Here is a 17,932-nt window from a genome sequence, read left to right as displayed (position 1 = left end):
GAGAAAATAGAGAAGAGAAAAGAGAGAAGAGAAGAAATGAGCAGCAGGAAGAGACACAATTATAAAAATCTCAAGATTTGGAAATTAGGACTCGAGATTGCAAAAGATGTTTCAGATATTCTCCTCAGTTTTCCGAAACACGAGATTTATGATCTTAGTTCACAACTTAGTAAATGTTCTGTTTCAATGCCAAGTAATATTGCAGAAGGATCTTCAAGATCAGAAAAATCCTTTCGTCATTTTTTAGATATTTCACTTGGATCATCATTTGAGTTAGGAACTCAACTGTTAGTAGCAAGGCATCGTAATTATATAACCGAAATCGAATTAGAAAAATTAGAGAATAAAATTGAAGAATTTCAGAAGATGACAATGGGTTTCCAAAATGGATTAGATTAAGTCTCTCTTCTTTTCTCTCTTCTCTTTATTCTGAACCAAAAAGAATAAATATAAATGGATACAACACCAAACCAAAAAGACCTCTTAAGAGGCGGCCAGTTTTTGGTCAAAGAAACAAAGGCTGAAAATATATTCACTCCGGAGGATTTTACTGATGAACAAAAAATGATGAAAGATTCCGTAAAGGAATTTGTTGATCGGGAGATCTGGCCGCGGAAAGAAGAGTTTGAACAGAAAAATTACGAGCTAACAGAAGAGCTAATGCGTAAGGCAGGAGAAATGGGATTCCTTGGAGTTTCAGTTCCCGAAGAATATGACGGATTGGGAATGGGATTTGTCACTACTATGTTGGTTGTAGATTATATCTCTGGCGCAACTGGTTCTTTCTCCACTGCTTTTGGAGCGCATTCGGGAATTGGTACTTTGCCCATTACTCTTTACGGTAATGAGGAGCAAAAGAAGAAATACCTTCCGAAGCTGGCAACCGGAGAATGGTTTGGTGCTTATGCATTAACTGAGCCCGGAGCAGGTAGTGATGCCAATAGCGGAAAAACAAAAGCTGTACTTTCTGAAGACGGAAAATATTACAGTATCACCGGGCAAAAAATGTGGATCTCCAATGCCGGGTTCTGCAATATGATGATCGTTTTTGCACGTATTGAAGATGATAAAAATATTACCGGATTTATCGTAGAATACGATCCTGAAAATCCTAATGGAATTTCTTTAGGCGAAGAAGAAAAAAAATTGGGAATCCACTCCTCCTCTACCCGTCAGGTTTTCTTTAATGATACCAAAGTACCTTTAGAGAACATGCTGTCTGAAAGAGGGAATGGCTTTAAGATTGCGATGAATGCTCTTAACGTTGGGAGAATAAAACTTGCGGGAGCTTGTCTTGATGCTCAAAGAAGGGTTATAGATTCTTCAGTTAAATATGCAAATGACAGGGTTCAGTTTAAGACACCTATTGCCCAGTTTGGAGCAATAAAATCTAAACTTGCTGAAATGGCCACTTCAGCATACGTGGGAGAATCTGCTTCTTACAGAGCCGCAAAAGATATTGAAGACAGAATCGCAATTCGCCAGGCAGAAGGAGCTTCGCATCAGGAGGCAGAATTGAAAGGGGTTGAGGAATACGCTATAGAGTGTTCAATTTTAAAAGTTGCAGCTTCAGAAGATCTTCAAAATTGTAGTGATGAGGGAATTCAGATTTTTGGAGGAATGGGATTCTCGGCAGATGCACCAATGGAATCTGCGTGGAGAGATGCCCGTATTACAAGGATCTACGAAGGAACCAATGAGATCAACAGAATGCTTTGTGTTGGAATGTTGGTAAAGAAAGCTATGAAAGGCCACGTTGATTTACTCGGTCCTGCAACTGCAGTTGGCCAGGAATTAATAAGCATACCTTCCTTTGATAAGCCTGATTATTCTGAACTATTTGCTGAAGAAAAAGAGATCATCAAAAATCTGAAAAAAGTATTTTTGATGGTAGCTGGTAGTGCGGTGCAAAAATTCGGCCCTGAGCTTGAAGAACACCAGCAACTTCTATTAGCTTCTGCCGATATACTTATTGAAGTTTATATGGCGGAATCAGGAATTCTAAGAACTGAGAAAAATGCCAAACGTTTTGGAGAGGAAAGCCAGAAAGGGCAAATAGCAATGGCTAAACTTTACCTATACCATGCAGTAGATTTAATCATCCAAAGGGCAAAGGAGGGAATTATTTCGTTTGCTGAAGGAGATGAACAAAGGATGATGTTGATGGGCCTTAAAAGATTCACCAAATATCAGAACTATCCCAATGTGGTAGAACTAAGGAACACTATTGCAGACAGATTAATTGCCGACAATAAATATTCTTTTTAAGAATTAAATGTTTTGATTACAAGGCCGTTTCGCAGAGAAACGGCCTTTTTTATTAACGATATCGATTTAATAGCAGAGACAAACTATGATTAGGAAAGATTTAAGGGTTATTCTACTAATTTTTTTTAGCTTTAAAAATATAGGATAAATTTTTTTTATGAACAGTTTACAATCTGATGTTTTACAGTTTCTGGTAGCAGGTATCGTAATATTACTTGTTGTCTTTGCAGTTTCCTATTATGTCTTAAAAAAGCTCGGGAAAAACCCTAAAAATGTTTTACCTGTAAACTTTGCCAATAGAATTTTTATACCCTTACTAATTTTTCTGGGCGCTCTTTTGGTGAAGGCCGCAATTTTAGCCCGGTTATTCCATTACGACTACACCTATGAAATTTTAGGGAATATTAGTACTCTGGCAATCATTTTAAGTGTCACCTGGTTTATTATTGTTGGCTTAAGAATCCTAAAAACGAGAATGTTATTAAAATATGATGTTTCTGCAGAAGATAACCTTAGTGCCCGAAAGCGATACACTCAATATAATATACTGGAAAACATAGCAATTTTTATTATTGTAATTCTGGCTATAGGAATTTCCCTGATGACTTTTGAAGGAATCCGTGCCATAGGAGTAAGCGTTTTAACTTCAGCGGGAATAGCAGGTATTATTTTAGGATTTTCAGCGCAAAAAGCTATTGGAACTTTACTTGCAAGTATTCAAATAGCCATTACCCAGCCAATAAGAATTGATGATGTTGTTATTGTTGACGAGGAATGGGGTAAAATCGAGGAAATCAATTTGACTTATGTGGTAGTGAAAATTTGGGATAAGCGACGCCTCGTAGTACCTTCTACCTACTTCATTGAAAATACCTTTCAAAACTGGACAAGAGAATCTGCAGATATTTTAGGAACAGTATTTATTTATACAGATTACCAGGTGCCATTTGAAGCCCTAAGGGAGGAACTTACCAGATTACTTAAAAGCACCCCCCTCTGGGACCAAAATGTAAATGTTCTCCAGGTAACCGATACTACTGAACACAGCGTGCAAATACGAGCCCTTATGAGTGCAAAAGATTCCGGTACTGCATGGGACCTGCGGGTTTTTATTAGAGAAAAGCTTTTGGTATTTCTTCAGGAAAATTATCCTGAGAGCCTCCCCAGGACCAGGATTTCCATTAAAGATTACACTAAAGAAACCTCTTAATTACTCCGCTGACCATATTTCTTCTTCAGAGAGATAACCTTTGGAAAAATTGGTCGCAGTTTCTATTAAAGCAAGGTGAGAATATGCTTGCGGAAAATTTCCCAATAATCTCTTTGTCTCAAAATCGATATCCTCGCTAAAAAGACCTAAATGATTGCTGTAGGAAAGCAATTGATCAAACAATTCCTGTGCCCGCTTACGCTCCCCTATCTTGTATAAACTGTCAATAAACCAGAAGGTACAAATTGTGAAGGAAGAACTGGGAGTGCCAAAATCATCCTTGTTCTTATAACGATACAATAAGCCGTCTCTACACAAATCCCGTTCGGTAGCCTTCACAGTGCTTATAAATCTTGGATCTTTGGCATCAATAAAACCATACTGCTCCATTAGGAGTGTAGAAGCATCAAGATCACTGGATCCATAAGATTGAGTGTAAGCTTCTACTTCATCATTCCAGCCATTGTGATAAATATCTTCATAGATTTCGGTTCTTAACCCCTTCCATTTTGCATCATTAATTCCCTTCCGCAGAATTTCTCCAATCTTAATTGCTCTGTCTATTGCAACCCAGCACAGTAATTTAGAAAATACAAAATGCTTAGTCCTCAGTTCTTAATTCCCATATTCCTTTATCGGGTTGCTGCCAATGCTCTTCTACAATCCTTACAATACCTCTTACGATTGTCCACAACTCTTCACTATTTTCTAAAGAAGTTTCAAATTGTATAAATTGTTGGTAGATCACCTCCATCAAGATACCGTAAATATCATTTTGTTTTTGAATGTAGGCTGCATTCCCTGTACGCACCTAAGTCTCGAACTTTCAAAACCCTCAAGGTGAGTTAAAATATTTTCGGTAAGTTCTTTTTCTCCATTAATTCCATACATGATCTGTATCTTCTCATCCTTGTGAGGAATAAGATCTATAATAAACCCGAGAAAATCCTTAGCCGATTTTGAATGTCCCAAACCTGCCATTACTTTAATTACCATAGAAGCATCTCTTATCCAGCAAAAGCGGTAATCCCAGTTGCGTTCCTCCCCCACGGTCTCGGGCAAAGAGGTAGTAGCTGCAGCAAGAACAGCTCCCGATCTTTCAAAGGTTAAAGCCTTTAAAACAAGTGCGCTTCTAAGAATTTCATCATTGTAAAGCCTATAATTGGTCGTTTTTTCGCTCCAGTTCATCCAGTAGGTTTTGGTGCGTTGAAATTTTAAGTAAGCACGATCCAGACTTTGCCTGATCAATTTTTCGTGATAACCTAAAAGAAAATAAGCGTTACCTTCAAGAATAATTTCTTCGTAGTTAACTATTTTATTTAAATCAAAGCTGGAATAAAGGTACAGGGAATCATATTTACCCTCCTGCGTGTAGCTTTTTATATAATCCCCCTTATTTTCATTATACGTTTTCTCTCTGGCAAAATCGAGTTTAGGATCGTATTTTACTTTAATTACAGGCTTTCCTTTCAAAAGCCGAATAAATCTTATAATATCAGGCGGAGCATAGTAAGAACCATCCTCTCTTTGATATCTTGGCATAAGATCTATAAGTTGAAATGAATCTTCTCCATTATCAAAACAGGTACTTATTACATTGGTTTGCCACAGGTATTCCTGGGTGATAGAGTAATTTTCAGTAACATCAATTGAAAAGCTACCGCCAATTTTGTCATCGAGTAATTTTGCAAAAATTGAAGAGGAATTGAATTGAGGAAGACAACACCAATCTATTGAGTAGGTTTTGGAAACAAGAGCAGCACTCTTACAGTTTCCAATGATCCCGTAATCTAAATTTTTCATTATTCTTAAAGTTCTTTTAAAAAGGAGGTAAAGTAAGGACAAATTAGGTAATTTAATAAAAAACTATTCTGCCGTAATCTGCATTAAAATTTAGTATGAGCAAAACCATCATAATATCCAATAGACTACCATTACAAGTTTCAATAAAAAATGACAAATTAGAAGTCGTTCCCAGTGTGGGAGGATTAGCAACGGGCTTAAAATCTTTTCACAGAGACGGAAAAAGTGTGTGGATTGGATGGAGTGGACTCACCAAAGAAGAAATACCAGAAGATTTGCTTCCACAAGTGCAGGAGAAAGCCAAAGAAGAAGCTTGTATCGCCGTCAATTTTTCTGAAGAAGAAATTGAGGGATTCTATTATGGTTTCAGTAACAGGAGTATTTGGCCTTTGTTCCACTATTTTATGGAATACACTGAATGGGATTCAGAAAAATGGGAGGTTTACAAAAGCGTAAACCAGAAATATGCCGATGTTGTTATTGAAAACTATGAAGAAGGTGACCTCATTTGGGTACATGATTACCAGCTTTTATTGGTGCCTCAAATGATAAGAGATAAAGAGCCAGGTGCTACTATTGGCTTCTTTAATCACATCCCTTTTCCCTCATATGAAGTTTTTAGAACAATGCCCTGGAGAGAAGAAGTTCTTAAAGGAATGCTTGGTGCTAACTTAATAGGATTTCACACCTTTGATTATGAACGACATTTTCTAAGTGCTGTAAGCCGAATCTTAAGACACCAGATCGAGTTTAATGAAGTCTCTCTTCCCGACAGGCTGGTAAAGGTAGAATCCTTCCCAATGGGAATTGACTATGACAAATTTGAACAGGCAGCTCTTACCAATCAGGAACAAAGTGCAGAAAGAGAATCAGATCTTCAGCAAAGACTCAATCACCATCGAAATAAAGCTCCCGATTCAAAACTAATTTTGAGCATAGACAGGCTTGACTATACTAAAGGGATTGCACACAGGATACGTGCATTTGAATATTTTCTGGAAAAATATCCCCAGTACCTTGAGAATATCCGGCTGGTGATGCTCGCTGTTCCCTCACGTTCTGACGTACCTCAATATCAAATATTGAAAAAAGAAGTGGATGAGTTGGTGGGACGCATCAATGGTAAATTTGCAACTGTCAACTGGATCCCCATCTGGTACTTTTATAGATCCATGCCATTTGAGAACTTAATAGACCTTTATACAACCTGTAATATTGCCCTATTAACTCCTATACGTGACGGAATGAACCTGGTGGCAAAAGAGTACATTGCAACCCGTACTGATAAAACCGGAGTATTAATTCTAAGTGAAATGGCAGGTGCTGCTCACGAAATGAATGAGGCTTTAATAATTAATCCTAACAATTTTGAACAGATTGCCGACACCATTCATCAAGCCATTCAAATGCCTCAGGACGAGCAAATACGAAGAAATACCATCCTGCAAAAACGTCTTAAAAGATACAGTGTAGAAAAATGGGCTGCTGATTTCATGAAAGCTCTTGAAAAAACCAAGGAGACAAAACCTGCATATAAAGCCGTTCGCATCTCTGAAAATATTGAAAACAATATTCTTGAACGTTTCACAAAATCAAGAAGCAGAATATTCTACCTGGACTATGACGGCACTTTAGTGGATTTCGTAGATAAACCTGAAAACGCAAAACCTGACGGGGAGCTCGTAGAGCTAATTAAATCTTTAACACAAATAAAGCATACCAAAGTAGTTCTTATTAGTGGCAGAGACAAAGAAACCCTGGGGACCTGGTGGGAAGATGTTCAGGTAGATTTAATAGCAGAACATGGGGTCTGGATGAGGAGGCCAGGGAAAAACTGGCAGCTTAATGAAAAAGTCCATAATGACTGGATGGATATGGTGAGACCAGTTATAGAAACATTTTGTGACAGAACACCAGGTACATTTATAGAAGAAAAAAACTATTCTTTAGCCTGGCATTATCGAAAAGCCGATCCAGAATTAGGGGAAATTCGTGCAAATGACCTTTCCAACACCCTGAAAGAACTTATTTCCAATCACGGATTAAGTGTATTACAGGGAAATAAGGTTTTAGAAATAAAAAGCAGCGGAGTTAACAAAGGAAAGGCTGCAGGAAAATATTTGGTGAAAAAGAAGTACGATTTCATCTTCGCAATTGGAGATGACTGGACAGATGAAATTCTTTATAAAGAACTCCCCGATAGCGCAGTAACTGTAAAGGTAGGACTTAAAAAAACCGCAGCATCTTACTTTGTTAATGAAACAAAAAGGGTGCGAAGTCTCCTTACCCACTTTATTGAGGTAGACGCGGCACAAAAGGAAAAAGCAGGGAATGTGAAGAATTAAATTGTTAAATTTCTTAGGGATTGTGTATTAAAATTATGGCAAACTTAACTAGCAAAACTATGCTGGAGTTAGCTTATGAACTACTTTTACGCTAGTTTATAATGTAGAACCAAGAAAAGAAACATAATTATGAAAGCAGGAAAATTAATATTAGGTATTTTGACCGGAGCTGCCGCAGGAGCTGCTGCAGGTTTGTTATTTGCACCTAAAAAAGGAACCGAAACCCGCAGATCTCTTAATGATACAACCGATAATTATTTAAGAGAAGCTAAGAGCAGATTCAATGAATTTGCCGATAACCTTAACCACAAGGTAGAATCTGTAAGAAGCAAATCTAAAGCTACTTTAAGCAGATCAAAAACCGATCAAAAAATTAATGAAGCAAAAGCAGAATTGCACGATATGCAATCATAGGCTGCTTATTATATTAAACTTTATTGTGCCCCGGAATCTTTCCGGGGCTTTTTTATTTTTAAAAATATGCTCCGGGAATAATCTTTCCGTTTTTCAGAAGATTAGCTTATTTTAGAGCATAGCAACAAAATTCGTTATATGATCAAAAAAATTACCTTATTCGTCCTTCCATTTTTGGCTGCAGGCATTTTCACTTCAGCCCAGGCACAGGAAACAGATGAACGGATATATGATATTATAGAAGAAGTTTCAGCAGAAAGGCTTGAAAAAGACATTAGAACTCTCGCAAATTTTGGAACCAGGAATACCTTTAGCGATACCATTTCAAACACCCGCGGTATTGGTGCAGCAAGAAGATGGATCAAATCTGAATTTGACAATATCTCCACAAATTGCAATAATTGTTTAAATGTGTTTTATCAAAAAGATCTTGTAAGCCCAAAGGATGGAAAAAGAATTCCACATGAGGCGTGGGTGGTAAATGTGGTTGCAATTCAAAAGGGAACTAAATATCCAAACCGCTACATCATTATGAGTGGAGACATAGATTCCAGGGCAAGCAATACTATGGATTTTGAAACCGATGCTCCCGGAGCTAACGATAACGCGACAGGAATGGCAGGTGCTATGGAAGCCGCGCGGGTTCTTTCAAAATATAAATTTGAAAACAGCATTATTTATGTAGGTCTTTCAGGCGAAGAGCAGGGTTTATTTGGAGGAAAAGGACTGGCAGAATATGCTAAGAAAAATAACTGGGAAATTATAGGCGTCCTTAATAATGATATGATAGGTAACATTGAAGGTGTAGACGGAGTTATTGATAACAGGAGTTTCAGAATTTTTTCTGAACCTGTACCTCCTACTGAAACAGAACAAGAAAGAAACATGCGCAGATTTTATGGCGGGGAGGTCGATGGAATTTCCCGGCAACTTGCCCGTTACATACATAAGACCACAGAAAAATATATGCCGGAAATGAATCCTATGATGATCTATCGCTTGGACCGTTTTGGCCGTGGGGGGCACCACCGTCCTTTTAATGATTTGGGGTATCCCGGTGTTAGAATAATGGAAGCTCACGAAAACTACAATCGGCAGCACCAGGATGTAAGAACCGAAAATGGCGTAGAATATGGCGATGTAATCGAAGGGGTCAATTTTGACTACGCTGCTAAATTAACGGCTGTCAATGCCATTAATCTTGCGAGCCTTGCCTGGGCACCTCCTGCACCTGAAAAGGTGGAGATTGGAGGAATAGTGGAAGCCTCTACCCGTTTAAAGTGGGAAAAAGTAACTGGAGATATTGCTGGATATAAAATCTACTGGCGTGATACTACTGCTCCTCAATGGCAACATTCCAGATTTGTGGGAGATGTAAATGAGTTTACTTTAAATGGTATAGTAATAGACAATTTTTATTTTGGTGTTGCCGCGGTTGGTAAAAATGGCCATGAAAGCCCTGTAGTCTTTCCATCGGGAACATATTAGGTAAATACAATTAATTTTTTTGATATGAAGAGATTATACAATGGGCTGATGATTATATTGATTTGCTACACAACGATTTCTTGTGCCCTGTTTAAAACAGAAAAATCAGGATCTCCTCAAATTGAAAATTCTGAAAGAACTATAACTGAGCAATTGTCCAATTCACCAAGACACCATGAGTGGGTAAGCTTATCTCATGGCAACCGGGAGTTACAGGCGTTTGTAGTATATCCCGAATCCAGAAAAAAAACAGCGGCTGTTATTGTAATACACGAGAATAGGGGTTTAGACGACTGGGCGAGATTATTTGCAGATAAACTTGCGGCACAAGGCTACCTGGTTATAGCACCAGATATGATCTCAAACACCCACGGAAAAAAACGCACTACAGATTTTGAAAACCCAGATGCAGCCAGAGACGCCATTTATGACCTGGATCCTGCTCAGGTCACGGAAGATCTCGATGCCGCTTTTGCTTATGTAAAAGATGATGCGGCAGCTACAGGTAAAGTTACTGTCGTGGGTTTCTGCTGGGGTGGATCGCAAACCTTTCGCTATGCAACTAATAATTCTGAAATTTCTTCGGCACATGTGTTTTATGGGACGGCTCCCGATGATGCCAGCGTCCTGAAAGAAATAAAAGCTCCCGTGTACGGTTATTATGGAGGAGACGATGAAAGAGTAAATGCAACCATTGAAAAAACTTCCCAACAAATGCAAGGCGCTAAGCAAAACCTTCGACTATAAAATTTACGAAGGAGCCGGGCACGCTTTTATGAAAAGAGCACATCAACCGGATGCCAGTGAGGCAAACGAAAAAGCACATGATGCTGCGTGGAATCGATTTTTAGAGCTTTTAAAATAAAATCACTTCATTTTGACTCTCAGATTTCTTTTTCGCTAAATCTTCTTAGAATTACCAGAAGGAAAATAAATTATGACAGAAAGAGAATCTGCATTTGCAATTACTGAAAGATCAAAAAGCAGCATTATACAGCATAAGAATTTTGAATCCCGGTACGTGGACAATCGTACAGTAGATGTCTGGATACCGCCACGCTTCACTTTTGATAAGGTTCAAAAATATAAAGTCCTTTATGTTCATGATGGGCAAAACATTTTTAATGATCGCTCTCAAAACAATTCTAAACAATGGGGTATTGGACAAACATTGGAAAATCTTATAAGTGAGGGAAAAGTAGCTCCCACCATTGTAGTAGCTATTCACAATAATGGTTTTAAAAGATTCATTGAATATATGCCCGAGGTACCAAAAGAATATACCTCTACTCCTCAGGCCAGGGCCATTCTAAAAGCTAATTTTGGAGTTACAGAATTACAATCTAACAATTACCTGAAATTTATAGTAGAAGAACTTATTCCATTTATTAAAACTACTTACCCTATTTCAAATGAGAAGAAGGATACAGTTATTATGGGATCGTCCATGGGCGGTCTAATATCTCTATATGCTATCTCTAAGTATCCTGCTATTTTTGGAGCCGCAGGATGTATCTCTACACATTGGTAAGTGCCTCTTATTGGAGAAGCCTATATTCGGGGATTAGCTTCTGCCCTTCCCGACCCGGAAGATCATAAGATCTATTTTGATCATGGTACAGAAACTATGGATGCTGCCTATGAACCTTATCAACTAAGAGTAGACAGGATCATGGAAAACAGAGGCTACATTAACAATCAAAACTGGGTGTCAAAAAAATTTGAAGGGGCTGCTCATAATGAAGAAAGCTGGAAAAAAAGAGCGCATATTCCCCTTGAATTTTTGCTGAAGTAATTTAAAATTTTTTAATTTCCGAATGAGAAATATCTTTTCCGAAACTCTCATTGAAAATTTTGTCAATCCGAATCATTTGTCTTCCGTAGTCTAAAAAATTTTCGTGAAATAGGAATTTGCATTAATCCACACAGGAGCAAAAGCAAAAATGCAATTTTTAAATTAAATATGTGTGCCAGATATCCAATGAGGGGTGGTCCCAGCAACATTCCTATTATACCGTAAGTTGCAATAATGGAAACAGCCATTCCCGGGGAATATTTTTTGGAAGTACTTAGCGAGGGCATAGATCATAGGAATAATAGCCGCTACCCCAAAACCTACAAGGCTAAAACCTATAATTGCTTAAGCCAAAAAACAGGAAAAAATACCATTAGCAAAATACCCATTGAAATTATAGAGGCACTTAAAATGAACATATTTTGCATTCCCAGGCTGTCAATTAACCTGTCAGAAAAAAACCTGGAAATTGCCATAAATAACATAAATATAAAATAGCCTAACGTAAAGGTATCTTCCTTCACCACCTCTTTAAAAAACACCCCACTCCAATCAAACATTCCACCCTCACAAACTGCTGCAAAAAATATCATGATACCCAGGTAGAGAATAAACTTATCGGGATTTTTTAATTGTAATTTATTTCCACTTTTTGCCCTGTCTTTTTTTAAAAGATTTTGATATGCAATTCCTGCTGCCAGAAGAAAGAATCCTCCTATTATAGCGAGATGTGTTTCCATGGAAACATTGTAATGAATCATTAAAGTTGAGCAGCCAACCCCAAAGAGTCCACCCGCACTCCATAAACCATGGAAACTCCCGATAATTCTTTTTTCATAAAATTTTTGAAGCGTTAAAGATTGGGTGTTCATAGAAATATTCAGGATTCTCATGGAAAAGGAAAACATGCCTATGGAGAGAACCATCATCAGGAGATTTTCAGCAAACCCAATGAAAACAAGTGCAATGGAAAAAAATAAAAAGGAGATTAATAATGGCTGTCGACTGTCAAACCTGGAAACGAGCCAGCCAGAAATTGGTAAACCTATTAGAGAACTTACTAAGCATAGCCAGAAGAAGATTTCCTAACTGTGCCTCATTGAGGTCAAAAAACATCTTTATGCTGGGTATTCTGGAAGCCCAGGTGGCAAAACCAAAACCTGACAAAAAGAAATATATGCTTAAGGATAGACGTTGTTGCTTTTTTGATGACATTCCAGAAAGTGAGGTGCAAATATCTGTGCTTATTTTTTAAGAATAAAACCAGCATTAATATTTTAAGGAACTTTTAAATTGACCTTATCTTCATTTTGCTTCCGTAGGATTTTAATTATAAAAAAATGAGAAATTTTCATTTCTCCCTGAGATTATTCTGTAAAATTTAATCTTCGTGATGTTCATAGAATTTTTTCTGCAAGTTGGCTTGCATACTTTTAGGGATAGCCCTTCTTATAAAGGTCATAACTTTATTAGTTGCTCCGGGAATATAAATTCTTTCTCCATCCATTAAAGCTTTATAAGCTCCTTTAGCCACTTCTTCAGGCGGCTGCATAGTCATATCCTTGTAGTGGACTACATTGGATTCCTCCAGATCTGCCCGGGAAAAGAATTTTGTATCTGTAGGTCCTGGACAAAGACAGGTAATAGAAACATGGCTGTCTATATCCTGAAGTTCTGTCGCAATTGCTTCAGAAAGTGAAACTACATAAGCTTTAGTTGCATGATAAACAGCCATTCCCGGCCCCGGTTGAAATCCTGCAACAGATCCTAGTTGGAGTATTTTACCTTCATCCCTTGCCACCATTTCTTTTAAGTATAGTTTCGTGAGGTGAGTAAGGGAAATTACATTAAGGTGAATTAATTCGGTATCCCTTTCAAAAGGCAGGTCAAAGAATTTTCCACTTTGCCCCACCTAAGCGTCATTTACCAAAACATCTATCTGCCTACCGAATTGCTTTACCTCCTCATATACCTGTTTAGCAGCGCCATCCTCTGCAAGATCTTTGGTAATTACAAACATTTCAGCCTTATGCTGTTGTTTTAGATCGTATTTTAACTGTTCCAGTTCCTTCTCGTTACGTGCAACCCCAATTATGTCATAACCTTCTGAAGCAAACTTTTTTGCCAGCTCCTTCCCTATTCCACTTGATGCTCCGGTTATTAATACAGTTTTTCTATTCTCGCTCATAATTTTATTTACTTAATTATTTTACTTCAAGATACTGAACTACAAATTGAATTGGTTTTAAAGAAAATGTAAACCCTTCCCAAAAAACTATAAATTATAAACCTCAGGAAAATATTTCATTAACCGGGAAAGCTGAGGAATATCATTCCAGATCAACAAGTTGTGGATTAACTTTATTTAAAATTCCGGGTTATGAAAAAAATAGTTTATGCTACAGATTTTTCAGAAAATTCTGTTGCTGCTTTAAGATACACTTATGAACTGGGGAAGCTTCTAAAAAAAGATGTTATTGTCCTGCATACTTTTAATCCTGATGATCTTTCTTCTGCGAGAACTCCTTCAGAAAAAAAGGAAATTATTTCTCACCATACCCGGAGGCTTCAAAAATTTTGTAGCCTGAACCTTCAGGAAAATTTCGAGAATCTGGATCTTTCGCTTGCAGTAGTAAAAGGAGAAAATGTTTGTCGGGAAATAATTAAATTCACAAGAGACATAGATGTGCTTATGGTAGTCACTAAGCTCCTGTGGCTCAGGAACTGTTAAAGGATTTTCCCCTGGTAGTACAGCAGAACAGTTAATTTCTGCCTCACCCATTCCTGTTCTTACTGTTCCCGGAAATTTTATTTTTAAAAGCCTGGAAAATATTTTATACACTACAGATTTTGCTGAAGAAGACATTAAGAATATTTGTGAGTTACTCCTAACCTTTAAGCCATTACAATTAAACATTACCATTGTTCACGTAGCAATTGGGCGGGAAAGCGAAGCTAATGAACTTATGGAATGGTTTAAAGAACTGCTGTTTGAAAAAACGGGCTATAAAAATATATCATTTAGAACCTTAAGTTCCACAGATGTTATTGAATCCATCATAGATTGCCTTGAGGAAACCAATGCCGATCTTATAGTTATGATGGAACATCTATCTAAATTAAGTTTTAAGGCTATGGTTCACCGTGATCTTGTAAAAAAAATGCAATCCAGCACGAGGATCCCATTATTAAGTATTAGAGAAGCACGATAAAGTTTAACGATCCTTCCCCTAAAGATGGTTCATTTTCCACCTCTTTAAGCCTGGTAAAAGTTTGATCATTTGTTGAGCCTCCTCCAGAGAAAAATCGTTATGGACTTTTGCCATTTCCATTATTTGAACTTCCAGGCAATGCAGGCTAAGTGAGGGATCCAAAAATTTCCCATTGTCAAAACAGGACCTGCAGTATTCCTGATTAATGCTGCGGTCCCGGTTGGTACCTTTATTCTCCTCATTTAGAGTGACAGCACAACTTTGACAAATGGGAAGATCTTTCATTTTAAGAGTGCTTTCAATTTTGATAACATAATCATTTCATCTTCATTTTTTCCTGCAAAAGACACAGCAATTTTATAGGCGGTTTTCCAAATTAAATGATCTGTCTCCTCATCAAAAAGATTTTCATGCTCTACACGATAATCCTTAAATTGGGTAAATGCTTCTTCAGGATCAGGTGTGTTTTCATCGAGCCAATCAAAGATTATTTCAATTTGGTAAGCAGTATCTGTTCCAAATTCGTCTTTTGTTTCGTCCAGTTTCACCCACTCTTCCTCAACAATTGATTTTAAAGTTTGAATTTCCACTTCATTGACATCATTATCGGCCGCGGCAATAGCGTAAAATAGGTTTCCCAAGTTTTTGGTAAAAAGTTTGAGCAGTATTAAGGCTTACAGAATTTTTCATAATAAGATAATTTTTCCGGACCCCTATGGGTCTCTTTTAAATATAGTTTAAATCTAACTTTAAAAGAAAAAGGATTGTGCCAAAATTTTATTAATCTAATAGGGATTCTTACCTTATTGGTACCGCTCTAAACAAAAAAAGCGAGAACTGATATAGGTCATTTTACAGTAAAAAATTATCGGGTAATTTTAATAAATATATTAGGTTATGAAAAGAGTTTTATTGCCCACAGATTTTTCACAGAATGCGTTTAACGCAATACGATATGCCATACAACTTCTATGGAATGAAGAGTGTACCTTTTATCTATTGAATACTTACACTCCGGTATTATATGATTCTGTTTTCATCTTGTACAATTCCTCCAGTCTAAGCCTGGATGAGATCTACAATGAAAATTCCCTGAAAGGACTTGAAAAGATCGAAGAAAAGATAAGGCAGGACTATAATAACAAAAAGCACTGTTTTGAGAAAATTGCTGAATTTAATTTGTTAAACGAATCCATCAGGGAAATAGTAAAGGACCAAAATATAGATATGGTGGTAATGGGTACAAAGGGAGCTACGGGTGCGGAACAAATCCTCTTTGGAACCCACACAGTGCATGCTATTAAAAGAATTAAGTGCCCCCTCCTGGCTATTCCTTCAGGATTTCATTTTAAGCTTCCCCATAACATTCTTTTTCCTACAGATTATGATGTGAATTACACTTAGCGACCAGCTTAATGTCCTCAAAGATCTCGCTGTAGGTTGTAAATCAACCATACATATTCTCCATGTCAATTTTGGGATTGCTTTACAACCTCAACAGTTAAAACAAAAAGATCTCCTTTCTTCCTATCTTTCAGAAATTCCACACGAGTTTCACAATTTGGAAGAACAAACTGTATCACGTGGCATATACGCTTTTCAGGAGAAAACGGAGACGGATATGATGGTAATGGTGAGCAATAAACACTCATTTTTCGAGAATCTACTTTTTCGGCCTGTGATCAATGAGATAGGATTTAATTTAAAAATACCCCTACTTGTAATCCCTTCAGGAAAATTTAATAAGTAATGTCCGGCTACGAAAACTTCATATAAAACCAGTACAAGAAATATAGACATCCCGGTTTAATGCTCTCCTGATATTATATCTTAATTGGCATCTTCAGAAACAATAACATTCAGAAGTTCAGGAGAATCAGCTAAATTACAATTACCCTCTCTTATGTGGTAGTAATCAAGCCTATCTGCACCGTCATAAAGAAGTTTAATATCTTCTTCGTTAATTATTCCCTTTCTAATTAGTTTTTCTTCAGCAGTGTAACCTACACCACTTCCCAGGGTTATTTCAATATAAAACTCATCATTTTCTGCGGTACCGGGAAGGGAGACACAAATAGGATCGGCAGTTGTTTCAGAATAACCTTCCTCAAAATAATCGGTTACCACTATTCCGTTCTTCACATTTTCATATAACAGTGTTCCCCGCGGCTCTTCTTCATTTCCACTATATTTCCATATACTGGCTATAATTCCCATAGCATCTGCGTGCCTGTCATCTTCATTACAGTAATTGCCAAAGATGCAAAATTCCATTGCTTCAAGAGGATCTGCATTTAAGACGAAACGGTTGTTAAAACAAAATACCTGAATATCTAAATACTTTTTTAAACCTGGTGCCAAGCTAAAACGGTAAGGAAGAGGCCTATCCATGATGCTCGCAAAAAATTGATTTCCCTCAATTACTACTGGAGCAATCCATATTACCTCTCCTAAAGAATTTAAAACAGTGAAATGTTCAAGTGTGTAATTCCCTGGCTCAAGTTCAACTTCTGCTGCTTTTTGAGAAATATATTCGACCATGCCGTCTCCATTTGAATCTACTGCATTAGGATTTATCTTAATTTTGAATGGCTTCTCCATGCTTCCCACCACTTCAATATCGTTCCTGGATATAACTACCTCCAGAAAAGCGGGAACATCTTCAGAACAATCCGGGATTTCTCCAATCTCCTGTTTTAAAGCTTCTTTAAGAGAAGCCAGATCATTAAGAACAGCTCCAAAGGATAAAATTGATTTATCAGGACTACTAGTTTGCTGTAAATTTTCCGAATCTCCTGAACACGCAAGAAGTACTGTAAGCACTGCAAATATCCCAACAAAAATGTTCAGCTTTTTCATTATTACTCTATTAAATTAATTTCCGACTTAAATTATGTATATGATGGTTACGAAAATTCAATGGGGTAGAAATAACAAGCAAAACAGCAGTAATGCTGTATTGCTTTATAGCTGTAATCTATTTAGGAGGAATGTTTAAATTAGGTAATTTTCTTCAAATTGACCTATAAGGGTTTTCACCTAATTCGGGAAAGTGCATTATTGGAACAGAGGAACTATGGAAAACAAAAAATTCTCCAAAACCTGATCACGGTCATAAAAACATTCGGCCGTAATAGTGACCTTTATTGAAATTAAAAATAAAGCATAACACTTTTTTCTAAAGCTATGAGAGCCAAAATATTTATAGAAAATTTTAGTTGGGAAGAAGAACTTTTAAACCTGACTAAAAAACTTTCAGCTATAAGCGGTCTGGACAATATAAGGATTAATCCCAAAGAGGCCAGTATCTCTTTTGAGTATATCACAGAGGAGGCTATGCTCCTTGTTTTTGAGAAGATATATCCTAAAGTATTTAGAACCTCGATCTAAATTAAGA

Annotated in this window: 19 protein-coding genes and 2 pseudogenes; 15 read left to right on the top strand and 6 right to left on the bottom strand. The window is 37.2% G+C overall.

Going from position 1 to position 17,932, the window contains the following annotated elements:
• The first annotated feature begins 36 nt into the window (after window positions 1-36).
• The 3 genes from LZ575_RS00895 (at window position 37) to LZ575_RS00885 (ending at window position 3,478) form a co-directional block, all read left to right on the top strand.
• Entirely contained in the window at window positions 37-399 is a 363-nt protein-coding gene (locus LZ575_RS00895) for a four helix bundle protein (RefSeq protein WP_235327719.1), read from the top strand.
• Window positions 400-453: 54 nt separating this feature from the next.
• Complete coding sequence (locus LZ575_RS00890; protein ID WP_235327717.1) at window positions 454-2,268, top strand: acyl-CoA dehydrogenase family protein; 1,815 nt, start codon at window positions 454-456, stop codon at window positions 2,266-2,268.
• A gap of 157 nt (window positions 2,269-2,425) precedes the next feature.
• The gene (locus tag LZ575_RS00885; RefSeq protein ID WP_235327715.1) at window positions 2,426-3,478 is read left to right on the top strand and encodes a mechanosensitive ion channel family protein; all 1,053 of its coding nucleotides are present in this window, start codon (window positions 2,426-2,428) and stop codon (window positions 3,476-3,478) included.
• Here the strand turns inward: LZ575_RS00885 and LZ575_RS00880 are convergent.
• Window positions 3,479-5,281 (bottom strand): annotated as a pseudogene (locus LZ575_RS00880) (glycoside hydrolase family 15 protein).
• A gap of 95 nt (window positions 5,282-5,376) precedes the next feature.
• Here LZ575_RS00880 and LZ575_RS00875 point away from each other — a divergent pair.
• From LZ575_RS00875 to LZ575_RS00845, 7 genes are all read left to right on the top strand, one after another.
• Window positions 5,377-7,626 (top strand): bifunctional alpha,alpha-trehalose-phosphate synthase (UDP-forming)/trehalose-phosphatase, encoded by a 2,250-nt coding sequence (locus LZ575_RS00875; protein ID WP_235327713.1) that lies wholly within the window; start codon window positions 5,377-5,379, stop codon window positions 7,624-7,626.
• Between the two features lie 129 nt (window positions 7,627-7,755).
• Window positions 7,756-8,040, top strand: a complete 285-nt coding sequence (locus LZ575_RS00870; RefSeq protein WP_235327711.1) for a YtxH domain-containing protein — start codon at window positions 7,756-7,758, stop codon at window positions 8,038-8,040.
• Between the two features lie 138 nt (window positions 8,041-8,178).
• Window positions 8,179-9,528 (top strand): M28 family metallopeptidase, encoded by a 1,350-nt coding sequence (locus LZ575_RS00865; protein ID WP_235327709.1) that lies wholly within the window; start codon window positions 8,179-8,181, stop codon window positions 9,526-9,528.
• Window positions 9,529-9,552: 24 nt separating this feature from the next.
• Entirely contained in the window at window positions 9,553-10,275 is a 723-nt protein-coding gene (locus LZ575_RS00860; RefSeq protein WP_235327707.1) for a dienelactone hydrolase family protein, read from the top strand.
• Window positions 10,214-10,393 carry a dienelactone hydrolase family protein gene (locus LZ575_RS00855; protein ID WP_235327705.1) on the top strand — a complete coding sequence of 60 codons (180 nt, stop codon included), beginning with the start codon at window positions 10,214-10,216 and terminating at the stop codon, window positions 10,391-10,393. The genes LZ575_RS00860 and LZ575_RS00855 overlap by 62 nt, the downstream gene beginning before the upstream one ends.
• 72 nt (window positions 10,394-10,465) lie before the next feature.
• Window positions 10,466-11,059, top strand: coding sequence for an alpha/beta hydrolase (locus LZ575_RS00850; protein ID WP_235327703.1), 594 nt, complete (start codon window positions 10,466-10,468; stop codon window positions 11,057-11,059).
• Complete coding sequence (locus LZ575_RS00845) at window positions 11,060-11,323, top strand: hypothetical protein (protein WP_235327701.1); 264 nt, start codon at window positions 11,060-11,062, stop codon at window positions 11,321-11,323.
• Between the two features lie 335 nt (window positions 11,324-11,658).
• Here the strand turns inward: LZ575_RS00845 and LZ575_RS00840 are convergent, their stop codons facing one another.
• Window positions 11,659-12,360, bottom strand: a complete 702-nt coding sequence (locus tag LZ575_RS00840) for an MFS transporter (RefSeq protein ID WP_235330799.1) — start codon at window positions 12,358-12,360, stop codon at window positions 11,659-11,661.
• Between the two features lie 83 nt (window positions 12,361-12,443).
• Between LZ575_RS00840 and LZ575_RS22170 the strand changes: the two genes are divergently transcribed.
• Window positions 12,444-12,578 (top strand): hypothetical protein, encoded by a 135-nt coding sequence (locus tag LZ575_RS22170; RefSeq protein WP_255702721.1) that lies wholly within the window; start codon window positions 12,444-12,446, stop codon window positions 12,576-12,578.
• Between the two features lie 126 nt (window positions 12,579-12,704).
• Here the strand turns inward: LZ575_RS22170 and LZ575_RS00835 are convergent.
• Window positions 12,705-13,511 (bottom strand): annotated as a pseudogene (locus LZ575_RS00835) (SDR family NAD(P)-dependent oxidoreductase).
• Between the two features lie 192 nt (window positions 13,512-13,703).
• Between LZ575_RS00835 and LZ575_RS00830 the strand changes: the two are divergent.
• Window positions 13,704-14,054: a universal stress protein gene (locus LZ575_RS00830; protein WP_235327699.1), complete on the top strand. Its 351-nt coding sequence runs from the start codon at window positions 13,704-13,706 to the stop codon at window positions 14,052-14,054.
• A 235-nt stretch (window positions 14,055-14,289) separates the two neighbouring features.
• A complete protein-coding gene (locus tag LZ575_RS00825; protein ID WP_235327697.1) occupies window positions 14,290-14,535 on the top strand; it encodes a hypothetical protein in 246 nt (81 codons plus the stop codon).
• An 18-nt stretch (window positions 14,536-14,553) separates the two neighbouring features.
• On the opposite strand, the gene LZ575_RS00820 is transcribed toward LZ575_RS00825, so the two are convergent.
• Window positions 14,554-14,820 carry a zinc ribbon domain-containing protein gene (locus LZ575_RS00820; protein WP_235327695.1) on the bottom strand — a complete coding sequence of 89 codons (267 nt, stop codon included), beginning with the start codon at window positions 14,818-14,820 and terminating at the stop codon, window positions 14,554-14,556.
• Entirely contained in the window at window positions 14,817-15,176 is a 360-nt protein-coding gene (locus LZ575_RS00815; protein WP_235327693.1) for a hypothetical protein, read from the bottom strand. The genes LZ575_RS00820 and LZ575_RS00815 overlap by 4 nt, the downstream gene beginning before the upstream one ends.
• A 256-nt stretch (window positions 15,177-15,432) precedes the next feature.
• Here LZ575_RS00815 and LZ575_RS00810 point away from each other — a divergent pair, with 256 nt between their 5' ends.
• Window positions 15,433-15,939, top strand: coding sequence for a universal stress protein (locus tag LZ575_RS00810; RefSeq protein WP_235327692.1), 507 nt, complete (start codon window positions 15,433-15,435; stop codon window positions 15,937-15,939).
• A 426-nt stretch (window positions 15,940-16,365) separates the two neighbouring features.
• Here LZ575_RS00810 and LZ575_RS00805 read toward each other — a convergent pair whose 3' ends face one another.
• Window positions 16,366-17,394: a hypothetical protein gene (locus tag LZ575_RS00805; protein WP_235327690.1), complete on the bottom strand. Its 1,029-nt coding sequence runs from the start codon at window positions 17,392-17,394 to the stop codon at window positions 16,366-16,368.
• Between the two features lie 327 nt (window positions 17,395-17,721).
• Between LZ575_RS00805 and LZ575_RS00800 the strand changes: the two genes are divergently transcribed.
• Window positions 17,722-17,925, top strand: a complete 204-nt coding sequence (locus LZ575_RS00800; protein WP_235327688.1) for a hypothetical protein — start codon at window positions 17,722-17,724, stop codon at window positions 17,923-17,925.
• Window positions 17,926-17,932: the final 7 nt, after the last annotated feature.

Origin of the sequence: Antarcticibacterium sp. 1MA-6-2 (assembly GCF_021535135.1) — a bacterium.
Classification (GTDB): Bacteria; Bacteroidota; Bacteroidia; order Flavobacteriales; family Flavobacteriaceae; genus Gillisia.
The sequence above is the reverse complement of the archived record's forward strand: the minus strand, read 5'-3'. Positions and strand labels throughout refer to the sequence as shown.